The 14,897-nt window shown below is 65.1% G+C and carries 13 protein-coding genes; 5 read left to right on the top strand and 8 right to left on the bottom strand.

What is annotated here, in order from left to right:
* Positions 1-147: 147 nt before the first annotated feature.
* Positions 148-2,439: a DUF4962 domain-containing protein gene (locus DES47_RS20025; protein WP_208115058.1), complete on the bottom strand. Its 2,292-nt coding sequence runs from the start codon at positions 2,437-2,439 to the stop codon at positions 148-150.
* Between the two features lie 364 nt (positions 2,440-2,803).
* On the opposite strand from DES47_RS20025, the gene DES47_RS29010 reads away from it, so the two are divergent.
* Positions 2,804-3,025, top strand: coding sequence for a hypothetical protein (locus tag DES47_RS29010; protein WP_133702507.1), 222 nt, complete (start codon positions 2,804-2,806; stop codon positions 3,023-3,025).
* A gap of 605 nt (positions 3,026-3,630) precedes the next feature.
* On the opposite strand, the gene wecB is transcribed toward DES47_RS29010, so the two are convergent.
* From wecB to DES47_RS19980, 7 genes are all read right to left on the bottom strand, one after another.
* Complete coding sequence (gene wecB, locus DES47_RS20010) at positions 3,631-4,743, bottom strand: non-hydrolyzing UDP-N-acetylglucosamine 2-epimerase (RefSeq protein ID WP_133702506.1); 1,113 nt, start codon at positions 4,741-4,743, stop codon at positions 3,631-3,633.
* A 93-nt stretch (positions 4,744-4,836) separates the two neighbouring features.
* Complete coding sequence (locus DES47_RS20005) at positions 4,837-5,130, bottom strand: type II toxin-antitoxin system RelE/ParE family toxin (RefSeq protein WP_133702505.1); 294 nt, start codon at positions 5,128-5,130, stop codon at positions 4,837-4,839.
* 13 nt (positions 5,131-5,143) lie between these two features.
* Complete coding sequence (locus DES47_RS20000; RefSeq protein WP_133702504.1) at positions 5,144-5,476, bottom strand: addiction module protein; 333 nt, start codon at positions 5,474-5,476, stop codon at positions 5,144-5,146.
* On the bottom strand, positions 5,463-6,914 hold the full coding sequence (locus tag DES47_RS19995; RefSeq protein WP_133702503.1) for a mannose-1-phosphate guanylyltransferase/mannose-6-phosphate isomerase: 1,452 nt from the start codon (positions 6,912-6,914) through the stop codon (positions 5,463-5,465). The genes DES47_RS20000 and DES47_RS19995 overlap by 14 nt, the downstream gene beginning before the upstream one ends.
* 68 nt (positions 6,915-6,982) lie before the next feature.
* The gene (gene galE, locus DES47_RS19990; RefSeq protein ID WP_133702502.1) at positions 6,983-7,996 is read right to left on the bottom strand and encodes a UDP-glucose 4-epimerase GalE; all 1,014 of its coding nucleotides are present in this window, start codon (positions 7,994-7,996) and stop codon (positions 6,983-6,985) included.
* A gap of 16 nt (positions 7,997-8,012) precedes the next feature.
* Complete coding sequence (locus DES47_RS19985) at positions 8,013-9,248, bottom strand: porin family protein (RefSeq protein WP_133702501.1); 1,236 nt, start codon at positions 9,246-9,248, stop codon at positions 8,013-8,015.
* 47 nt (positions 9,249-9,295) lie between these two features.
* Positions 9,296-10,690 (bottom strand): undecaprenyl-phosphate glucose phosphotransferase, encoded by a 1,395-nt coding sequence (locus DES47_RS19980; RefSeq protein ID WP_133702500.1) that lies wholly within the window; start codon positions 10,688-10,690, stop codon positions 9,296-9,298.
* Between the two features lie 191 nt (positions 10,691-10,881).
* Between DES47_RS19980 and DES47_RS19975 the strand changes: the two genes are divergently transcribed.
* The 4 genes from DES47_RS19975 to DES47_RS19960 all read left to right on the top strand — a co-directional run bounded on the left by DES47_RS19975 (position 10,882) and on the right by DES47_RS19960 (position 14,882).
* A complete protein-coding gene (locus DES47_RS19975; protein ID WP_208115057.1) occupies positions 10,882-11,433 on the top strand; it encodes a hypothetical protein in 552 nt (183 codons plus the stop codon).
* Positions 11,433-12,983, top strand: a complete 1,551-nt coding sequence (gene ubiB, locus DES47_RS19970; protein WP_133702725.1) for a ubiquinone biosynthesis regulatory protein kinase UbiB — start codon at positions 11,433-11,435, stop codon at positions 12,981-12,983. Before DES47_RS19975 ends, ubiB begins: the two co-directional genes overlap by 1 nt.
* Before the next feature lie 75 nt (positions 12,984-13,058).
* A complete protein-coding gene (locus tag DES47_RS19965) occupies positions 13,059-14,507 on the top strand; it encodes a high affinity choline transporter 1 (RefSeq protein WP_133702499.1) in 1,449 nt (482 codons plus the stop codon).
* Positions 14,508-14,597: 90 nt separating this feature from the next.
* Positions 14,598-14,882 (top strand): FmdB family zinc ribbon protein, encoded by a 285-nt coding sequence (locus DES47_RS19960; RefSeq protein ID WP_133702498.1) that lies wholly within the window; start codon positions 14,598-14,600, stop codon positions 14,880-14,882.
* Positions 14,883-14,897 lie beyond the last annotated feature (15 nt).

Below are 14,897 nucleotides of genomic sequence, written 5' to 3'. Positions count from 1 at the left end.
AAAATGAGCATTTGAGATTCTCTTGTTGGCGTTCGGTAGCGCGACCCGATCTGCAGGAGCGTGCAAGTATATAAACCGCCGCGTGACGAAAAGAAGCCGGCAGCGCCCTTTCAGGCGCTGCCGGCATGGGCTGGGTGGCGGTTGGGCTTACTTCGGAACCGTCATTTCCTTGCGGTCGAACTCGAAGACCTGACCGGCAACCGTGACCTTGGCGACGCTGCCGACCACCGACACTGCCACGCTGGCCGTGGTCTGGCAGTCTTCGCGTATCACGGTGACCATGGCGGCTTGCTTGCTGGCCGTGGCTGCGGTGAAGCGGCCGTGATGTTGCGCCGTCTGACCACCGCTGGGTGCGGCATCCCATGCGCTGGTCTGCGCAAAGCTGCCGGTGACGCCATAGTGGTCGATGCAGGCCGAGGCGGGTGCGTTGTTGGCGACGATGCTGCTGCCCTTCGTCGTGAACGGTGCCAGCGCCTGATAGTTCCACTCCCAGCGCCGGGCGGTGTCGCTCGCCAGCCAGTCATAGATGACGGTGATGCCCTGGCTTCTGATGTGCACGAAGGAGCGCAGGGCGTCGGTCACCAGCGGCACATAGGTGTAGTTGACCGGGTTCAGGTTGCGGTAGGCCAGGCTTGCGTCACCGGTGCCGGCAGTGAAGTTGCCGCCATCCACGTAGTTGAGCAGCTTGCCCCGGGAGTGCATGGTGTGTGCCGGGCTCGTCGGGGTGGCGACTCTGCTGTCCGAACCGGCTTGGCCGACGCCGCCGTCAAAAGTCACGGCGTTCTTGTACCGGGTGGCGCGGGTCACGTTCGCGTGGTGTGGCGAGTTGTAGTAGTCGTAGTAACCACTGCTGATCAGCAGGTTGCGGCCCTTGGACACGAGGGTGAAGCTGTTCTGATCGGCATGCTCATGGTTGTAGCTGCCGAAGCTGCCCGACTTGAAGAACAGGCTGCTGCGCGCGCTAAGGGCCGCGTCGGAGTGCGACGCGATGACCCCGGCGTCGTTGAAGGCCCAGGAATCTTTCAGCGGAGCGGCCGGCGTGGGCTTGGTGCCGGCCGTGCCAAGCAACATGAAATGCAGCGGGGTGATGTAGGAGCCCACGATCTGGACGTTCTCGGGCCGGGCACGCCAGTACCACTCATGCTCAGGTTGACGGGTCACCGCGGCATACAGCCGAAACGAGTCGTACGCATAGTTTTTGTACAGGGTCTGCGTCTCTACGCTGTCGCCGAAGGGGTTGAGCAGGTCCACATTGGGCGCAGTCATCGCCATCAGATAGGTGCCGAAGTTGCGGATGAAGGCCCGCTGGGTTAGATCGACATTCGCAACCACCTTGAGCATGGCAATGGTGCGCGAATGGTCGTACATATCCCACCAGGCGTAGGCAATGCTGCTGCCAGCGCTGCCGTCTTGCACACCCTTGTCGTGCAGGATGGTGCTATAGGCCTCCCAGGCTTCCTGCAGCCAGGCGTTGCCATCGGTGAATCCGGGCGTGCCAGCGGTGAGCATCAGTGAGCGCAACGCGAAGTAGACCGCCGTGTTCTCGAACGCCAGATACGGGCTGTCATCAACCTTGCGGATGGATGTCATGACGTCGCTGAGCCGGGCTTGCACCGCCGTGCCGATGGTCGAACGCTGGCTGGCGCTGAGCTTGTCCCAGAGCAGGTCCATGCCGGTGGACAGGGCGATGTGAACGCTGCGATTGGCCTGGGGCTGGTTGGCCTCGCTGGTCATGCCATTGACATCCCAGCCGGCAACATTCATCAGGTGCTGGATGCCTGCGGTGGCATAGGCCTCATTGCCGGTCAGTTTGTAGGCATAGGCCAGGGCCTCGATACGGCGCAGTTCGGTGTCGGCCGCGGTCCGTGCAGCCGCCATATAGGCGTTGTAGTCGGTTGCCACGGTGAACGAGGTCTTGGACTTCATCGCCGGCTCAACAATGGTGACCGAGCTCACCGTACGGTCGGCCTCGGAGATCAGCGCGTTGTAGGCCGCCTTGTACTCACCGGACTTGGCGGCGCTGCTGATGGCCGCAAAGCTGCTGCCGGCAGGCAGCAGGCGCGGGTGAGTCTTGTTGACCAGCGAGGTGACGAATGCCGGGCCCGCCGGCAGCTTGACGCTGGCCAAGCCAGCGGGCACCGTGAATCGCCGTGCTGCAGCAGTTTCGGTAGCTCCGGCCGTGGTGCGATAGCTGACGGTCCAGGTGTAGTCGCCAGCGGCCAAGGATTGGTCAATCAGCAGACGTGGCGTATTGACCGATTTGGTGGCGACGGTGCTGCCATCGGCCTTCTTGAGCACAAAGGTCCACGGGGTCGCCTTGCTTCGATTGGTCGGCTGGGGCCAGGAGAAGACGGGTTGGCTGTCCTGGACCACACGGCAGTCGGCAGGCAGCAGCCGGCGAACCTCGGGGTGCGACTTCTCGACGAAATCGGTGTACACCTTCGCCGCGCAGCCACTTGTGGCGAAGTCCGGAAGGCCGACGCCCGTCAGCTTTTGCGTGGTGGGGGCGGGTGCAGGGGCCGCTACGGGTGCTGGTGCGGGCGCAGGGGCAGGGGCAGGGCCTGCCACAGCGGCGGGTGCAGGAGCCGGGGCAGGCGCCGGGGCCGGGGCCGGCGAGGGTGCAGGAGCCGTGGCAGCTGTCGCTTCACACGTCGCTGCCGACCAAGTGACGAATCCGAGACCGCAGCTTGCAGTGATGCTTCCCCTGTAACCAGCCTTGGTGTTCTCGAACAGCTTGCTGCTGCCATTCGACATCACCGCCATGGCGGCGGTGGAGCAGGATCCAAAGGTCTTGATCTGATTGATGGTGCAGGTGCCGGCTGCGGCCGTCGGCTTGACGGTCGGGGCCTTGGTGGTAGGGGCTGGGGCCGGCGGTATGGTGTTGGCGGCAGTGGTGGTCGAGGGCGATGTCGCGCCCGCATCGGTGCCCGTGCCTGTCGGGGTCTGGGTGGCGTCGGCCTTGGCGGCGGTTTCGCTTTGGGCGCTTGCCGTCGGGGTGCTGGCCGCGGCGGTCTTCTGGCTTTGAGCGCTTGTCGAGCTTGGGTTGGACTTGCTTTCTTCGTTGGCGCCGCCGCATGCGGACAGTCCCAGGCTCAGGGCTGTAACTGCGTAGGCCAGGGCGGTGAGCCGCCCGTGTGTTTCATACTTCATGGTTCAACTCGCTAACTTGCGCTGATGTGCTGGCTGGAACTGGTGCGGCCATAGTGGCTGCCTCGGTAGCAAAGCGCAGTGTTGGGGAGCGAAAGGGCCGACTGGTGTCAGCGTTGCGCGGCGCGCGGGTCACTCGGAGCACTGCACCTGGGCTGCTTGGCTCATAGGGAGTTGTGCGGGCCTTAGGTCTCTCGTTGTTTTCGGCGAGAGAGGGGCTGACTTAACTGGCCGGCGGGCACGGCCTGGTGCCCATTTGTAACAACGAGGTGCGTCAGCAACTGTTGCTGGCAAGACTTGGCGGACCTTGGGCGTGAAGATTGCACGCATTTGGCCCGGTGCGGTGCCAATTGGCAGTGTGCTGGCGGCGAGAGTTTGGCCCCGGATTGGCATCCGGGCTACGTGGGTTTTGTAGCCTGGATGCAATCCAGGGGCTGGCTGCGTCGGGTGTTGCGTAGCCCGGATGCAATCCGGGACACTGCCCTACATCGTTGTCAGCAGCTTCTCCGCCAGGATGTTGACGGTGCGCTCCGCCGCCTTGCCATCCCACAGCAGCGGCCGGCGGCCGCGCTTGCCGTTGCCGGCCACGGCGTTCAGAGCGGCGGCAATGACGTTGTCGGGGTTGGTGCCGGCCAGCACATTGCTGCCTTCGTCCACCGTCACCGGGCGCTCGGTGTTCTCACGGATGGTGACGCAGGGCACGCCCAGGGCGGTGGTTTCTTCCTGCAGGCCGCCGCTGTCGGTCAGCACGACGATGGCGTCTTTCCACAGATGCAGGAAGGACATATAGGCCTGCGGGCCCATCAGCTCGACGTTCTGCCCCAGGTCGATGCCGAACTTCTCGATATTGGCCCGGGTGCGCGGGTGCACCGGGAACACCAGCGGCAGCTCCTGGGAGACGCGGCGCAGCACCTTGGCGACGTTCTCCAGGCTCTCGGCGCTGTCCACATTCGACGGGCGGTGCAAGGTGACGACGCCGTAGCGGGCGTGGCGGTTTTTGTAGCCGTCGCTCTCCAGGCCGCTGGTGTCCATGCTCTTGAGCTTGTCGGCCTGGAACAGCACGTTGTCGACCATCACATGGCCAACGTCCCAGACCACGCTCATGTCCTTGCCTTCCTGCTGCAGGTGCTTGAGGCCGCTAGGTTCGGTGACGAAGAACCAGTCGCTGATGGCATCCGTCACGAGGCGGTTGATCTCTTCGGGCATGCTCATGTCGCCGCTGCGCAGGCCGGCTTCGACGTGGGCCACCGGAATGCCGGCCTTCTTGGCGACGATGGAGCAGGCCAGGGTGGAGTTCACGTCACCCACCACCAGGCAGGCGGCGGGCTTCTCGGCGGCGCAGAGCGTCTCGTAGGCCACCATGATCTTGCCGGTCTGTTCGGCATGGGTGCCGCCGCCGCAACCCAGGCGCACGTCGGGGGTGGGGATGCCCAGCTCCTCGAAGAACACATCGTTCATGTCGCGGTCGTAGTGCTGGCCGGTGTGGATGATCTTCCAGGCCAGGCGGCCATCGGCTTGCAGCGCCCGCACGATGGGTGCGATCTTCATGAAGTTGGGGCGTGCGCCGGCGATGAGGTGGATGCAGGGTTTTGTCATGGTGTCTTCGTGCTTGATGGATTTTGTCTGCGGCCTTGACGGCAGGGAACCCCGGATTGCGCTGCGCTTCATCCGGGCTACGGGGCTGATTCGCTACAGGCGGCCTTGCCAGTAAACCGGTTCGCGTCTTTGATGGCAGACCGCGTAGATCTGGGGGCCGGATGCGCCCTCCCTATACACAATCGAATAGGGAAAGCGATAGAGTCTGTGAATACGCAGGCCTTCCGCCGTAGGTGTGCCTAGTTGCGGATTCTGTTTCAGAAGTGCCAAGACACGTTCGAACTCGACCAGAAAAGCGTCGGCAATGCGACCGCTTGCGTGTTCGGCGTAGTAGATGGCGGCGTCGGTGAGTTCGAGCTCGGCTTCAGGATGGAGCCATACACCCATGGTCGGTCGGAGCTCAGGCAATCCGGGCGCGGATGCGCGCAATGGCTTCATCTGCCGGAACAAGTACGACGTTGCCGGAGCTGACTTCGGCCTCACGTCTGAGCGCTTCCGCAAGCCAGGCATCCTGGATCTTGGCGTCGGGCTCAAAGCTCTCTAATAAGCGTTCGAGCAGATGTGCCCGATCGGCTGGCCCGAGGCTCAGGACTTCGGCTTCAAGTTCGTGAACGGACGTGGGCATGTCAACTCCATGGTGTGCGCCCTTCGGGGTGCCATGCTCGCACTTTACTGGATCGATCACGACACTGTCGCGCTTCCGGCAAGTGCGGAACTTCTCAGCTTCGCCCATAGGTATCCTCAAACCGCACGATGTCGTCCTCGCCCAGGTACGAGCCCGACTGCACTTCGATGATCTCCAGCGGCACCTTGCCGGGGTTGGCCAGGCGGTGGGTCTGGCCCAGGGGGATGTAGGTGCTTTGGTTCTCGGTCAGCAGCACCACCTTGTCGCCGACGGTGACCTCGGCCGTGCCGGAAACGACGATCCAGTGCTCGGCGCGGTGGTGGTGCATTTGCAGGCTCAGCGTCGCGCCGGGCTTGACCATGATGCGCTTGACCTGGAAGCGTTCGCCCGAGTCGATGCTGTCATACCAGCCCCAGGGCCGGTGCACCTTGCGGTGCAGCGTCTGCTCGGGCCGTTGCCTGGCGCTGAGCTCGGCCACGATGTGTTTCACGTCCTGGCTTTGGGCGCGGTCGGCCACCAGCACGGCGTCGGCCGTCTCCACCACCACCACATCATGCAGGCCCACCACGCTGACCAGGCGGCTGGTGGCATGCACCAGCGTGTTCTGGCTGTTGCTGAGCATCACGTCGCCGGTGCTGGCGTTGCCCTGGGCGTCCTTGGCGGCCACCTGCCACACGGCCTCCCAGGCGCCGAGGTCGTTCCAGCCGGCGTCCAGCGGCACCATGTGCAGCGGCAGCTGGCCGGGGCACTTCTCCATCACCGCATAGTCCACGGACTCGGCCGGCACGGCCGCAAACTCGGCCTTGCCGGGGCGCAGGAACTTGGCGTCGGCGCTGCGAGTGTCCCAGGCCTTGCGCGAGGCGGCGGCGATGTCGGGGCGGAAGCGGTCGAGTGCGGCCATCCAGCTGGAGGCCCGCAGCACGAACATGCCGCCGTTCCAGAAGTAGCTGCCTTCCGCCACATAGGCCTGGGCGGTGGCGAGGTCGGGCTTCTCGACGAACTGGGCCACGTCGAGCACCTCGCCGGAGGCACCGGCTTGCGTGCGGATATAGCCATAGCCGGTTTCCGGGCGGTCCGGCGTGATGCCCAGGATCACGATGCTGCCATCGGCCGCCTGGCGCACGGCGCGCTGCAGGGCGGCGGTGAAGGCGGCCTCGTTGGTGACCGTCTGGTCGGCGGGTGTCACCACCAGCACGGGGTCTTGGCCGTCCTGGAGCGCATGCAGTGCGGCCAGGGTCACCGCAGGCGCGGTGTTGCGGCCCAGCGGCTCCAGCAGCACGGCGCTGGGCTCGGCGCGGGCCTCGCGCATCTGGTCCAGCACCAGGAAGCGGTGTTCTTCGTTGCACACCACGGTGGGCGCGGCCACACCGATGTCAGCCGCGCCAAGCCCCAGCAAGCGGCTCACGGCCAGCTGGAACAGGCTGCGGTTGGCGCTGCCTTCGCCGCCCAGCACCAGAAACTGCTTGGGGTAGCCCGCGCGCGACAGGGGCCAGAGCCGGGTGCCGCTGCCGCCGGCCATGATGACGGGCTGAATAGGGATATTCATTCTTGGTAGCCCGGATGCAATCCGGGAAATGGGTGCGTCGCCTGTGCTTGCCCCGGATTCCATCCGGGCTACTGGAAGCCGTTGGGGTTCATGCTCTGCCAGCGCCAGCTGTCGGCGCACATCCCTGCCAGATCGCGCTTGGCGCGCCAGCCGAGCTTGGCCTCGGCTTCCGATGGGTCGGCGTAGCAGGCATCGATGTCGCCCGGGCGGCGTGCCACCACCTGATAGGGAATGGGCTTGCCGCTGGCCTGTTCATAGGCCTTGGCCAGCTCCAGCACGCTATAGCCCTGGCCGGTGCCCAGATTGACGGTGATCGAGTCGGTGCCATTGAGCAGCCAGGCCAGCGCCGCCACATGGCCGTCGGCCAGGTCCAGCACATGGATGTAGTCGCGCACGCCGGTGCCGTCGGGGGTGTCGTAGTCCTGCCCGAAGACCTGCAGGCGCTCGCGCTTGCCCACCGCCACCTGGGCCACATAGGGCATCAGGTTGTTGGGCGTGCCGCGTGGGTCTTCGCCGATCAGGCCGCTCTCGTGTGCGCCGACCGGGTTGAAGTAGCGCAGGCAGGCGGTCTGCCAGGCGGGGTCGGAGGCGCCGAGGTCACGCAGAATGGTTTCGCCCATCAGCTTGGTCTGGCCGTAGGGGTTGGTGGCCGACAGTGCCGAACTCTCGGTGATCGGCAGCCGCTCGGGCTTGCCATAGACGGTGGCACTGGAGCTGAACACCAGGCGCTTCACGCCATGGGCCTGCATCGCCTGGCAGACGGTGATCAAGCCGCCAATATTGTTGGCGTAGTAGGCCAGCGGCTGCTGGGTGGATTCGCCCACCGCCTTGAAGGCGGCGAAGTGCACCACCGCGTCGATGCGCTGGCTGCTGAACAGCTCGTGCATGGCTGCTGCGTCGCAGACGCTGGCCTGCACGAACCGTGGCTCCTGGCCGGCCAGCGCATGCAGGCGCTTCAGCACCTCGGGCGAGCTGTTCGAGAAGTCGTCCACGCCTATCACCTGGTAGCCGGCCGCCAGCAGGGCCAGCCAGGTGTGCGAGGCGATATAGCCGGCGGCGCCGGTAAGCAGGATCGTGTGCATCGTGGTCGGGTATCGCTCAGCGCAGCATGATCTGGGCGTAGCAGCTGGTGCTGTTGGCGCTGAAGGGCACGGACAGGGCCAGGTTGTCACTGCTGCGCGAGTCATGGCTCAGCTGGCAGCCGACCTGCGTGTTGCGCGTGGGCAGCCAGCGGCCGCCCAGGCTCACGCCCTTGTTGGTGTCGTTGCCGAAGGCCTGGCCCGTGTTGGTCAGCGAACGGTCCGACCAGCGCATGCTGGCGTCGATGAAGATCTTGGCGCTCAACTCATAGGTGGCGCTGCTTGTCAGGGCGGTGGTCAGGCGGCTGTAGTCGGAAGTGACGAAATTGCTGCTGCCGAAGGTCAGGAACGAGGTGTCCTGGCCGGTGTCGCGGGACAGACCGGTTTTGACGCGCAGGCGCGGCCCGGGCTGCCAGATCCAGGTCAAGGCACCAGTCGCGCCCGAGAAATCGCGTGAGTTGAAGGACGCGTACTCCTGCTTGCCCAGGCTCAGGCGGGCGTTGATGGTGCTGGCACCACTCAAGATCCAGTTGCTGGTCAGATCCAGGTCGTGGCGCTTGTAGGTGTCTTCCAGAAAGCCGGTGGCCGTGGCGCGCGCCATCGGGTAGCGACCCTCGGTGTAGCGAAGCGCCGCCCCCAGGCTCAGGGCGCCGCTGGGCCGATAGACCAGGCCCAGCGAGCCGCTGTTCTGGCGGTACTGGAAACGGTTGTACTCCACCGCCGAATAGGCCACGCGGCGGTGGCTGAGGGTGGCCTCGGCCGTGAACTTGCTGACCAGGCCGTAGCGCACGGTGGCGCTGGCCTGCTTGTTGGTCTGGATGTTCTTCTTGGTCAGCAGCGGGCTGTCACCGCCAGGGTTGAACTGCGCCATATTGCGGTTGGCGCCCAGGCTGATGCGGCCCGACAGGCGCTCGATGGTGGCCCAGTCCAGCCCGCCATTGAGGCTGTAGCCGGTGTTGTTCAGGGTGTTGTTGTTGCGGTAGCGGCTGGCCTGGACCGAGGTGTCGGCAAACAGGCGCTGGCGGCCGAAGGTCTGGTCCAGGCCGGCCAGAAGGCTCGTCGTTGAGACCGTGTCGCTGTTGACGGGTTGGTTGCTGCTCAGCCGGTAGATGTTCGACTCATGGGTGAAGGCCTGCGACACGCCCACATAGTAGGGCGAGCTTTGCGCCAGGGCCGCGGGCCCGGCCAGGCCAAACGCTATCAGGGCGGCCAGCGGGGGCAGGGCGTGATGAAAGGCGTTGCTGTGCTTGGCCATGAATATCCTCAGATTTGTTTGGTGTGCTCGGCTTGGCCGCAGCGCTATCAATATGCGCTGCGATCAAACAAAACCAGGCGCACGGTGCGCACGATGATTTGCAGGTCCAGCCCCAGCGACCAGTTGCGCAGATACTCCAGATCGTATTCCACGCGGGCCTTCATTTTCTCGATGGTATCGGTTTCGCCGCGCAAACCATTCACCTGTGCCCAGCCGGTGATGCCTGGTTTGACCTTGTGGCGCACCATATAGGCCTTGATCAGCTGGCGATACTCTTCGTTGTGCGCCACGGCGTGCGGCCGCGGGCCGACGATACTCATGCGGCCCTGCAGCACATTGATGAATTGCGGCAATTCATCGAGCGAGGTGCGGCGTATGAAGGCACCGAATTTCGTGACGCGCGGGTCGTCCTTGGTGGCCTGCTTGACGACAGGGCCGTTGTCCATCGAGCGCATCGAGCGGAACTTGTAGACGATGATCTCCTCGCCGTCGAGGCCGTTGCGACGCTGCTTGAAGATGATGGGCCCCGGCGAGCTGAGCTTCACGCCTATGGCCACGGCCAGCAGAATCGGCGAAATCAGCACCAGAATCACGGCCGCCAGCACCACATCGCTGATGCGCTTGGTCAATTCATTGGTGCCGGTGAAGGGGGTTTCGCAGATACCCACGACCGGCACGCCATTCATGTCTTGCAGGCGGCCCTGGATAATGCTGATGCCGAACACATCGGGCACAAAAAATACCGAGGCAGTCGTGCCCTGCACATTCTCCAGGAGCTTGACGATGCGCGGCTGCGAGCCCAGCGGCAGGGTGATGTAGACCTCGCGCACGGCGTGGGTGCGCACATAGTCGCCGACCTCGCTCAAGCGCCCCAGCAGGCGGGTGTTGGAGTCGGGGTCCAGCCGTTCGTCCTGCCGGTCATCGAAATAGCCCAGGAAGTTGACGCCCCGGAACTGGCCGCGGTTCAGGGCCTTGGACACCTTCACGCCCAGCGCTCCGGCACCGACGATCACCGCCGTGCGCACCGCGTGCGGGCGGCTGCCCAGCCAGCGCAGATAGCTGCGGCCGATCATCACCGCCACCCACTGGATGACGGGCGTCAGGATGGCCCACCACATCAGCACATCGCGCTCGAAGTAGCTCATGCTGCTGGTGGCATAGCCGCACAGGCCCAGAATGACCAGCAGCCAGACCCAGGAGGTGACCACATCGACGGCGGCGCTGACCGGATGGTCGCCAAAGCGGCTGCGCCCCGGGAAGGTGAGGGCGAAGATCAGCAGGCACAGCGTCAGGGTGGAGCGCAGCACCTCCTCGCCAAAATGGGAATTGACCGCCAGGTAGGTGAGCACAATGATGCTCGGCTCCATGAAGGCGGCAATGAGCGACTCGACCGACTGGGGTGCGCTGTAAAAGGTACGTTTATAACTTCGGTCTTCGAACATCGTTTTCGCTGACTCTCGAATGTGCTACGCCATGGCGAACGCCCGGAATGGGGCATTTTCGCTCGGGACAGTCTCCATATAACCCCCCCTGTCCGGGCGTTTGGCTGTGGATTCTCTCTCAATTCAAGTGCCTTTCCGGTGGCTTTAATGTGACAAGAGCCTCGGGGTTAGGGATGCCTACAATCCGTCCCATGCTTCAAGAAATGACTTCCCAGTGGATATCGCTGCTCGCGCCGGCAGCCCAGGACCGCCTGACCCTGCTGCTCAACCATGTGCTCTCCCGCGAGTCTGTGGCCATGGAACGGCTCAGGCCGCACCAGGGGGCCACGGTGCTGGTCGAGCTCAAGGGCTGGCCGGCGTTGCTGCCGGTGCCGCCCGCGCTGGCCCTGCAGATCACCCCGGCCGGCCTGCTGGAACGGCTGGAGGCTGTGCCCGAGCAGCCCTCGCTGCGGGTGCAGCTTGATGCCTCCAACCCGGCGGCGATGGCCCTGGGTGCGCTGACCGGCGAGCGCCCCAAGGTCGAGATCCAGGGTGATGCCGGCCTGGCCACCGACATGAACTGGCTGATGCAGAACCTGCGCTGGGACATCGAGGACGACCTGGCCAAGCTCATGGGCCCGGCGCCTGCCCATGAGCTGGCGCGCTGGGGCAGGGCAATAGCCGCCGCGGGCGCCAAGCTGGCGCAGTCGGTGGCGGCGATCAACCCCATGGGGTCGAATGGCAGCGGCCGCGCTTCCCGATGATGAGGTATCTCGCCCGGCTCCTGCTGATCATCGTCACTGTTTTCCGCTTCGGGCTGGACAACCTGGCCCTGGGCTCCTTGAGCGGCCAGCGCTACCGCTGGCTGCGCCGCGCCACCCTGGTGGGTCGCCGCTGGGACCAGCCGCGTGGTGCGCGCATGCGCATGGCGCTGGAGCGGCTGGGGCCGATCTTCGTCAAGTTCGGCCAGGTGCTGTCCACCCGGCGTGACCTGCTGCCGGCCGATATTGCCGACGAGCTGGCCAAGCTGCAGGACAGCGTGCCGCCATTCCCCGCCGCCCAGGCCCGGGTGCTGGTGGAGCGGGCGCTGGGCCGGCGGATCGAGGACATCTTTGCCAGTTTCGAGGCCGAGCCGGTGGCCAGCGCCTCGATCGCGCAGGTGCACTTCGCCACGCTGATGGACGGCCGCGAGGTGGCGGTGAAGGTGCTGCGCCCGGGCATGCTGGACATCATCGAGGACGACCTCGCCCTGCTGCGCACCATTGCCGGCTGGGTCGAGCGGCTCAGCGCCGATGGCCGGCGCCTGAAGCCGCGCGAGGTGGTGGCCGAGTTCAACACCTATTTGCATGACGAGCTGGACCTGGTGCGCGAAGCGGCCAACGCCGCCCAGCTGCGCCGCAATATGGAGGGGCTGGACCTGGTGCTGGTGCCCGAGATGGTCTGGGAGTACTGCAAGACCGAGGTGCTGGTGATGGAGCGCATGAAGGGCGTGCCCATCAGCCAGGCGCAGCGCCTGCGCGAAGCCGGCGTTGACATTCCGAAGCTGGCCCGCGATGGCGTGACCATCTTCTTCACCCAGGTGTTCCGCGATGGCTTCTTCCACGCCGACATGCACCCGGGCAATATCCAGGTGAGCCTGGAGCCGGCCACCTTCGGCCGCTATATCGCGCTGGACTTCGGCATCATCGGCACCCTGTCGGAGAACGACAAGGAGTACCTGGCGCAGAACTTCATCGCCTTCTTTCAGCGCGACTACAAGCGCGTGGCCGAACTGCACGTGGAGTCGGGCTGGGTGCCGCCCAACACCCGGGTCGATGAGCTGGAGGGCGCGGTGCGCGCCGTCTGCGAGCCGCATTTCGACCGGCCGCTGAAGGACATCTCGCTCGGCCAGGTGCTGATGCGCCTGTTCCAGACCTCGCGCCGCTTCAATGTCGAGATCCAGCCACAGCTGGTGCTGCTGCAGAAGACCCTGCTCAATGTCGAAGGCCTGGGCCGCCAGCTGGACCCGGAGCTCGACCTCTGGGCCACGGCCAAGCCCTTCCTGGAGCGCTGGATGAACGAGCAGGTCGGCTGGCGCGGCCTGGCCGAGCGGCTGAAGAAAGAAGCCCCGCGTTACGCCCAGATGCTGCCCGAGCTGCCGCGGTTGCTGCATGACGCGCTGAAGTCCCAGAGTTCCCGCGGAGAGCAGCAGGCGCTGATCGCACTGCTGGCCGAGCAGCGCCGCACCAACCGGCTGCTGCAGGGCGTGATCTGGGCCGGGGGCGGGTTTGTGCTTGGGCTGCTGGTGGCGCAGGTCACATTGCGTTTTTCGTGACGGCATTCCCGGATTTCATCCGGGCTACAAATAGAGATAATCCGCTCCGACTCAAAACCGCGTGAGGCCCTCGCCATGCTCTTGACCCTGGTCTTCGTCTATCTGTTCTTCACCATCGCCATCGGCCTGTGGGCCGCCAAGCGCGTGAAGAACACGGCCGACTTCGCCATTGCCGGGCGCAACCTGCCGCTGGTGATGATCATCACCACCACCTTCGCCACCTGGTTCGGGGCCGAGACGGTGATGGGCATTCCGGCCAAGTTCATCAACTCGGGCCTGAACGGCGTGATCGAAGACCCGTTCGGCGCCGGCACCTGCCTGATCCTGGTGGGCGTGTTCTTTGCCGCCAAGCTCTACAAGATGAGCCTGCTGACGATCAGCGATTACTACCGCGAGCGCTATGGCCGCGCAGTCGAGGTGGTGTGCTCGCTGATCATCATCCTCAGCTATCTGGGCTGGGTGGCGGCGCAGGTGGCGGCGCTGGGCCTGGTGTTCAATCTGCTGTCGGGCGGCGCCATCAGCGTGCCCATGGGCATGGTCATCGGCACCGTGTCCATCCTGGCCTACACGCTGTTTGGCGGCATGTGGTCGGTGGCTGTGACCGACTTCATCCAGATGATCATCCTGGTCGTCGGCCTGACGGTACTCGCCGTGTTCGCCGGCAATATGGCCGGCGGCGCCGGGAAGGTGATCGCACTGGCCAGCAGCAAGGACCTGTTCCGCTTCTTCCCCGAGCCGAGCTTCCACGACATCGTGTTCTTCATCGCCGCGGCCATCACCATGATGCTGGGTTCGATCCCCCAGCAGGACGTGTTCCAGCGCGTGATGTCGGCCAAGAACGTGCAGGCGGCGACCAAGGGCCCGGTGATCGGCGGCATCTTCTACATCCTGTTCGCCTTCGTGCCGATGTTCCTGATCGTCAGCGCGCTGATCATCATGCCGGAGCAGACCGATGCGCTGCTGAAGGATGATCCGCAGAAGGTGCTGCCCACGCTGGTGATGGAGCGCATGCCCTTCGTGATGCAGGTGATCTTCTTCGGCGCGCTGCTGTCGGCGCTGAAGTCCACCGCCTCGGCCACGATGCTGGCGCCCTCGGTCACCTTCGTCGAGAACATCTGGCGCCAGTTCCGCCCCCGCATCAGCGACCAGCAGGAGCTGCGCACGATGCGTATCGCCGTGCTGGTGTTCAGCTGCCTGGTTTGCGCCTATGCGATCGCGCTGCAGGGCACCTCGATCTACGACATGGTGTCGGGTGCCTATCAGGTGACCCTGGTCGGTGCCTTCGTGCCGCTGGTGTTCGGCCTGTACTGGAAGCGCGCCACCACGCAGGGGGCGATCTTCTCCATCGTGCTGGGCATCGTCTCCTGGCTGGTGTTCATGCTCACCCCGGCCGGCGAGGAGTTTCCGGCCCAGCTGGTGGGTGTGCTGATGGCGGTGGTGGGCATGCTGGTCGGCTCGCTGGGTCCGCAGGCGCTGAAGAACCACCATGGCTCGCATCACAAGTTGCAGGGCGTGACGCATTGATCCCACGTGGCCCCGGATTCCATCCGGGCTACAAAATCCCGCCGGGCGCCCGCCCGCTATAATTTCGCGTTTTAAATCAAGGGTTTAGACATGCCGATCTATGCCTACCGTTGCGCGGCCTGCGGCCACGCCAAAGACGTGTTGCAAAAGATCTCCGATCCGCAGCTCACCACCTGCCCGGCCTGCGGGGCCGAGTCGTTCCAGAAACAGGTCACCGCCGCCGGCTTCCAGCTCAAGGGCTCGGGCTGGTATGCGACCGACTTCAAGGGCGGCGCCGCTGCGACCAGCGCGCCGGCCGTTGATGCCAAGCCCGCCGCCGACAGCAGCGCCGCGCCTGCGGCACCGCCACCGCCTGCCCCCGCTTCCAGCGTCTGAGTCGGCGCCGCGCCT

The organism is Roseateles toxinivorans (genome assembly GCF_004362525.1).
Classification (GTDB): domain Bacteria; phylum Pseudomonadota; class Gammaproteobacteria; order Burkholderiales; family Burkholderiaceae_C; genus Paucibacter; species Paucibacter toxinivorans.
This window is presented reverse-complemented; position numbering and strand designations above follow the sequence as displayed.